General features: G+C 31.4%; 7 protein-coding genes and 2 rRNA genes (1 of these 9 only partly in view). 8 read left to right on the top strand and 1 reads right to left on the bottom strand.

Annotated features, from left to right (window positions below; translation table 11 throughout):
* A 23S ribosomal RNA gene (locus tag ACY2IJ_RS08510) occupies positions 1-158 on the top strand (it extends 2,635 nt beyond the left edge of the window).
* A gap of 151 nt (positions 159-309) precedes the next feature.
* Positions 310-419, top strand: a 5S ribosomal RNA gene (rrf, locus tag ACY2IJ_RS08505).
* Positions 420-589: 170 nt separating this feature from the next.
* Here the strand turns inward: rrf and ACY2IJ_RS08500 are convergent.
* Entirely contained in the window at positions 590-1,492 is a 903-nt protein-coding gene (locus ACY2IJ_RS08500; RefSeq protein WP_476723936.1) for a DUF72 domain-containing protein, read from the bottom strand.
* A gap of 219 nt (positions 1,493-1,711) precedes the next feature.
* On the opposite strand from ACY2IJ_RS08500, the gene ACY2IJ_RS08495 reads away from it, so the two are divergent.
* From ACY2IJ_RS08495 to ACY2IJ_RS08470, 6 genes are all read left to right on the top strand, one after another.
* Positions 1,712-2,980 (top strand): Y-family DNA polymerase, encoded by a 1,269-nt coding sequence (locus ACY2IJ_RS08495; RefSeq protein WP_476723935.1) that lies wholly within the window; start codon positions 1,712-1,714, stop codon positions 2,978-2,980.
* Positions 2,977-3,399: a LexA family protein gene (locus ACY2IJ_RS08490; protein ID WP_476723934.1), complete on the top strand. Its 423-nt coding sequence runs from the start codon at positions 2,977-2,979 to the stop codon at positions 3,397-3,399. Before ACY2IJ_RS08495 ends, ACY2IJ_RS08490 begins: the two co-directional genes overlap by 4 nt.
* Before the next feature lie 43 nt (positions 3,400-3,442).
* Positions 3,443-4,207: an arginine deiminase-related protein gene (locus ACY2IJ_RS08485; RefSeq protein WP_476723933.1), complete on the top strand. Its 765-nt coding sequence runs from the start codon at positions 3,443-3,445 to the stop codon at positions 4,205-4,207.
* 4 nt (positions 4,208-4,211) lie between these two features.
* The gene (locus ACY2IJ_RS08480) at positions 4,212-4,964 is read left to right on the top strand and encodes a GDSL-type esterase/lipase family protein (protein ID WP_476723932.1); all 753 of its coding nucleotides are present in this window, start codon (positions 4,212-4,214) and stop codon (positions 4,962-4,964) included.
* 65 nt (positions 4,965-5,029) lie between these two features.
* A complete protein-coding gene (locus tag ACY2IJ_RS08475) occupies positions 5,030-5,539 on the top strand; it encodes a transposase (RefSeq protein WP_476723931.1) in 510 nt (169 codons plus the stop codon).
* Entirely contained in the window at positions 5,536-6,372 is an 837-nt protein-coding gene (locus tag ACY2IJ_RS08470; RefSeq protein WP_476726549.1) for an IS3 family transposase, read from the top strand. Before ACY2IJ_RS08475 ends, ACY2IJ_RS08470 begins: the two co-directional genes overlap by 4 nt.
* The last annotated feature ends 59 nt before the right edge of the window (positions 6,373-6,431 follow it).

Raw genomic sequence — 6,431 nt, 5'->3', positions numbered from 1 at the left:
TTGGGAAGGGATAAGCGCTGAAAGCATATAAGCGCGAAACCCACCACAAGATGAGATTTCTTTAAAGGGTGGTTGTAGATCACGACCTTGATAGGATACAGGTGTAAAGGCAGTAATGTCATAGCCGAGTATTACTAATAACCCATAGGCTTATGTACTTGCGGGCTTTAATAACGTATACAATCGAGTAATAAAAAAAGTATAATATTGGTATCAATATGTTAACACATAATCAATTTACAATTGGCAATGTACAATTATGAAAAAAAATCGTAATTATTAATTGACTAGTTTGTAATTGAATAATCTTAAGGTGATTATTGCAATAGGGCTCACCTCTTCCCATTCCGAACAGAGCAGTTAAGCCTATTAGCGCAGATGGTACTATCGTTAGATGGGAGAGTATGTCATCGCCTTTTTTTGAATCCCGATTCTTTATTAGAATCGGGATTTTTTGTTTTACAGAACCTTCATTAACATTGTAGTGATGGCTTTTGGGGTATAGAGTTTGAAGGTGAAGGGTTGTGAGTATTCTTGGACTTAGCTCAATACAGCCTTTGATGACCTTTTATACTTAGATTACAAGCTTTTAGAAAAGACTAGTTTGAACACTATTAATATCATCTAAAGTTTTAGGAACCTTTAAGTTTAACTCCAGTCTTTTATTTAGTTTTTTAATAAAATAGGCTGTGAGTAATACTGATTCGATTTCAAAATTTTGATGTACAAAGAACGCAATGGATTTAACTCCTTTGTTCACCCAACTTTCTATTCTGTCAATCCAATTGTCTAATCTTTGAAAGTCTGAGGAATGATTGGCTCCAACGAAACGAATAAATACTTTAGAGTTGGTTAAACTCATATGTAATAAATTTCTTTTTCCTGCTGTATCTGTAATAATATTGCTGATGTTATTTTGATGGTAGAGTTGATATAATTTTTGGGAAATTATAGGATTGTGAAACCAATTGGGATGTCTTAGCTCTACAGATAATGGGATTTCTATAGGCCAAGTTTGTATAAAATCTTCTAAATAGTTGAAATTGTTTGGAGCAAAGTTTTCATTCATTTGAAGGAATACAGAACCTAATTTGTTTCTTAATGCAGAAATGTTGTTTAAGTAGCTTTCTACAATGGGATAGCAATTGTGGTGCAATTGGTGGTAATGAGAAATGTCTTGTGGTATTTTAGGATAAAATTTAAAATGATTAGGTGTTTTATTGTACCATTTTTGAAATTGTTCTTTAGGGTATAGTTTGTAATAGGTAGCATTTAGTTCTATGCTATTGAATTGAGAACTGTAGTGTTTTAATTCGTCTTTAGTTCCTTTTGGATAAAAATCTTTTAAATCTTGTTTGTTCCATTTGGCACATCCGATAGAGAATTGTGTTTTTCCAATAAAAGAAGAATCAAATATTTTTTGAGTACATAAATGATCTTTGGGTAGTGTAAAATCTATATTTTCTGGATTGGGTACTTTTCCGAATTGCATAGGGTAAATATAATTGTTTAAAGATTAGTTTTTAGTATTGAGAGTTTAGATTTGTGTAATGCATTAAGGATTGAACGGTATGTTTGAGTTCTTTTAAAAGCTAAAAGAAGTTTAGCTTTTAAAAAACGAGTAGTGAAAGCCTGACCTGAGTGTAAGGAAGGTAATGCCCGATAAAGAATTGTGCAGCTAGAAAACTTATTTTATGAGTATCTTTGAATTATGTATGGAATAGTAGATTGTAATAGTTTTTATGCATCGTGTGAGCGTGTTTTTAGACCAGATTTGATAGGGAAACCGATAGTGGTTTTGTCGAATAATGATGGTTGTGTAATTGCGCGAAGTAAAGAGGTAAAAGAATGTAGTACTATTCCAATGGGGGCTCCTGCGTTTAAGTTTGAAGCACAATTTAAGAAAGATGGAGTTTATGTGTTTTCATCGAATTACAGTTTGTACGAGGATATGAGCAGACGTGTGTTGGCAATTATAGAGCAACATGTTGATGTGATTGAAAGGTATTCTATTGATGAGGCTTTTTTTAAACTAGAGAATTGTACAGCTAAAGATGCTGCTTTGGTAGGTGAAAAAATAGAGAAAGAAATTTTACAGCAATTAGGTTTGCCTGTGAGTGTTGGAATTGCAACTAGTAAGGCATTGGCAAAGATTGCCAATAATATTGTAAAAAAATTTTCGGATAGAATAGGGAATGTATATGTTATTGCTACGGAGGAACAACGTATTAAAGCGTTGCAGTGGACTTCTATAGAATCGGTTTGGGGAATTGGAAGGGGGTTAAGTAAGCAGTTAAAAGTTATGGGGATTGAAAAGGCTTATGGATTTACTTTGTTGTCTGATACGTTGGTAAGAAAACGATTTTCTGTGGTTGGTTTGCGATTGAAAAAAGATTTAGAAGGAAAAGCTACCATTGCTTTTGGAAAAGGGGTAGATGAAGATAAAAAAGTGATTGCTGTAACAAGAAGTTTTCCTACGGAGCTAACTTGTTTGAAAGATTTGGAAGAACGTATTGCAACTTTTGCAAATAGTTGTGCAGAAAAACTAAGAAAACAAAACAGTGAATGTTCTGCAGCGTATTTGTTTTTACGCTCTAATAGGTTTGGTAAGGAGTATATAAAATTAAATGGAATGGTGTCTTTTGGTTTTGAAACAAGTTCTAGCATAACAATAACTAAATTGACGATTCGGAAATTAAAAGAAATTTATAAAGAAGGCTATGCTTATAAAAGAGCGGGTGTTGTAGTAATGGGATTAAAACCAGCAAAGGAACATCAAACAAGAATGTTTGGCGATGAAAATCCTAAACATCAGGTGTTAATGCACACGATAGATGCATTGAATGATAAATTAGGAAAAGGCAAGTTAAAGTTGGCCAATCAAGATCTTAAAAAAACTTGGAAAATGAGACAAGAACATTTGTCTCCTAAATACACCACCAATTTTAGTGATATTATTAAAGTAAACTGTAGAAAATGAGTTTGAAATTTTACGAATATAGGTCTAAAGGTTTTGTAGAAGTTCCTTTTGTAGAGGCTGGTATTAAAGCGGGTTTTCCATCTCCTGCTGCCGATTTTGAAGGGAAAAGAATTTCTTTAGATAGAGAATTGATAAAAAATGAAACAGCTACTTTTTTTGCAAAAGTTGATGGAGATTCTATGAGAGATGCTGGAATGGCCAATGGGGATTTGTTGGTAGTTGATAGAAGTTTACAGCCTGAAAATGGTAAAATTGCAGTTTGTATGTTAGATGGTGAGTTTACCGTAAAGCGATTACGAGTAACAAAAGAAGCAGTGTATTTGGTACCCGAAAACAAAGAGTTTAAAGAAATAAAAGTAGAAGAAGATCAAGAATTGGTTATTTGGGGTATTGTGACCTATGTGGTAAAAGAGGTTTAATGCTGGTTTATTTTAACTACTTTAGAGTTTATATTTTATTAAAATGATTGTATTAGATTTTAGGAATTGGACGTTTGAAACAGAACAGAAATACTTACCCAATGCTGAAAAAGAATTGGTAAAGGTGGAGTTTAATCGTCTTTTAGAAATTCAAGATTTTGAGGTTTTAGAAACCTTTATTCCAGTATCGCTTTCAGAATTGTTTTTTAAAAAGAATGATGCTATTGCTGTTTCTTCAGTTAAAGGTGTAGAACGTTTTTATGAAACGTTAAATGAGGTTGTAGAATTGGAAGATAAAGAAGTAATAGATTATACTGAAGCAGCTGAAGAAGAAGTGTTTTTTTATGGAAGTAAAAGTTTGATAGCACATTGTGAATCAGAAATTGGTGTTTGTGGAGTAAATCAAAAATCGGATGAGTCTTTGTTTGAAGAATATTGTGAAGATTTTGAACTAAGTCCTTTTTCGTTTGATCTACCTGAACATTTATTAACTAGTGATGTTGCTTTTTTTACGGGTAGTAAATTATTAATGTGTTTGGATTATGTAAACGATAAAAAATTAAAAAAACAGTTGATGATTCTGTTAAAAAATAAGGATATACAGCTTGTGAATTTTAGTAAAGAACAAGTTGAAAAAAATGTGTTTAATGCAAAAATGATAGCGGAAAATTGTTTGCTAATTTTACAGAGTGCTTACAACTTGTTTACAGAGCAACAAAAGGAAGCAATTTCTGATGTAGAAATAAAAACGATTGACCTTCCGTTTTTAGAAATAGCAGGAATAAAGTTAAATGATATTTTATTTTAGATGTATGTTGCGATTCAAACATTGGTTGTTTATTCTAATAGTCTTTAATGCATGTAAAGATAAAGGAGAGTATAGTTTGTCTAAAAATCAAATTATAGCCTGTATTGGAGATAGTACCACCCATGGCAAGAAAAATGGGTATGTGGAGTTTATACAAAAATATGTAAATGAAAATTATGCAAACTTAAACTTGACTTTTTTAAACTGGGGAAAAGGTGCAGAAACGATTACAAACCTAACAGAAGAACAGTACAGAATAGAGTATAAAAAAGATCGAGCTTATTTGTTTAATAGGCTAGATGGTTTGTTTTCTAAATCAAAATTACAACCAGATATAGCTGTGTTTTGTTATGGTATTAATTGTGGAGTGTCAGGGAAACCATCTAAAGAATTGTTTGATAAATACAAATTAGGACTAAATTTGTTTTTAGATAAAATGGAAAAGAAACACATAAAAGTAATTTTAATGACCCCACCACCTTTTCGTTTAAATGTAGCCAAACAAAATGGATGGGTTAGACAAAATGCTAATACTTATTCTTGGAGAAATCCTTATGAAAAATATGATGAGGAAGTGGTTCAAGTTTTTAGAGATATTATTTTAAGAACAAAGCATAATGCAGTTGTAAAAATAATAGACCTTCATTCGGTATTACAAAAACATGAAAAAAGTTGTTACTATCAAGATCCTATACGCCCTAATGCTAATGGATACATTTTAATGGCAAAAACTTTTTTAAAAGAAGTAGGGTTGTAAATAATAAAAAACCTCCTATAACTAGAGTGCCCCCAAAATGTTAGACACAATTTGGGGGTATTTTTATGTCTAGAAAAGTAAAATACACATTAGACTTTAAACAAGAATGTGTAAGGTTGGTTCTTAAAGGAGAACACTCTATAACTAGTTTGAGTAAAGAGCTAGGTTTTGATAGTTCTCTTCTTTCTCTTTGGTGTAGGCAATATGAACACAAAGGAGTTCAAGGTTTGTTACCAAAGATAAATAAACAATATACATCATCATTTAAACTTGATGTTTTACAACGAATAGAAAAAGAACATCTTTCGTTAGAGCAAGCATGTATTCTATTTGATATTGGAAGTGGTGCTAGTATTATTAATTGGCAAAGAAGATATAAATCCTTAGGTTTGAAAGGTCTTAAAAATCAACCCAAAGGAAGACCTATCGGAATGAAATCCAAGTCTAGAAAAAATAAATCTATACCATTAACTAGAGAAGAAAAGCTTTTAAAAGAGAATCAATCTTTAAAAGCAGAACTTGATTTGCTAAAAAAGTTACAAGCCTTAGCTCAAGCCAGAGAGAAAAAGCAATAGTCATAAATGAGTTAAGGCATAAGCATGATTTGTCGGTATTGTTACATCATGCAAAGATGGCTAGAAGTAGTTTTTATTATCATTTACAAAAAAGTAAAGAGCCTGATAAATATGAATTTATAAAAAGGTTTATTACTCAAATCTACCATCAACACAAAGGTAGGTATGGTTATAGAAGAATCACTTTAGTACTAAACAACAGAGGGATTATCATCAATCATAAAACAGTATTAAGACTAATGAAGTCCATAGGGTTAAAATCTTTGATTAGAGTTAAAAAGTATCGTTCTTACAGAGGAAGTCAAGGTAAAATAGCTCCCAATATACTTAAACGGAATTTTAAGGCTTCTAAAACCAATCAAAAATGGGCTACAGATATTACAGAGTTTAAAGTTAAAGGTCAAAAACTTTATTTGTCTCCAATTATTGATTTATGTAGTAGAGAAATCATTAGTTATCAAATTTCTAGGAGTCCTAATTTTAGACAAATAACTCAAATGCTGGGGAAAGCTTTTAAAAAGTATAAAGCAGCAAATGTGTTATTACATTCGGATCAAGGATGGCAATATCAAATGGAAAAATATCAGAATATCTTAAAAAAGAACAAGATGATTCAAAGTATGTCTAGAAAAGGGAATTGTTTAGATAATGCTATTATTGAAAATTTCTTTGGAACTTTAAAATCTGAGCTGTTTTATCTAAAACAATGGAACTCGATTGAGCAATTAGAAAAGGAAATTAATGAATATATTTGCTATTATAATAATGATAGAATATCAGTAGCTTTAAATGGAATGAGCCCGATAAAATATCGAGCTCATATCAATAATTAATTTTTTAACCGTCCAACTTTTTGGGGGCTGTCCAATTTGCTCACCTTTTTTTGTTTTCT

This window comes from Wenyingzhuangia gracilariae, from assembly GCF_056387575.1.
The sequence above is the reverse complement of the archived record's forward strand: the minus strand, read 5'-3'. Positions and strand labels throughout refer to the sequence as shown.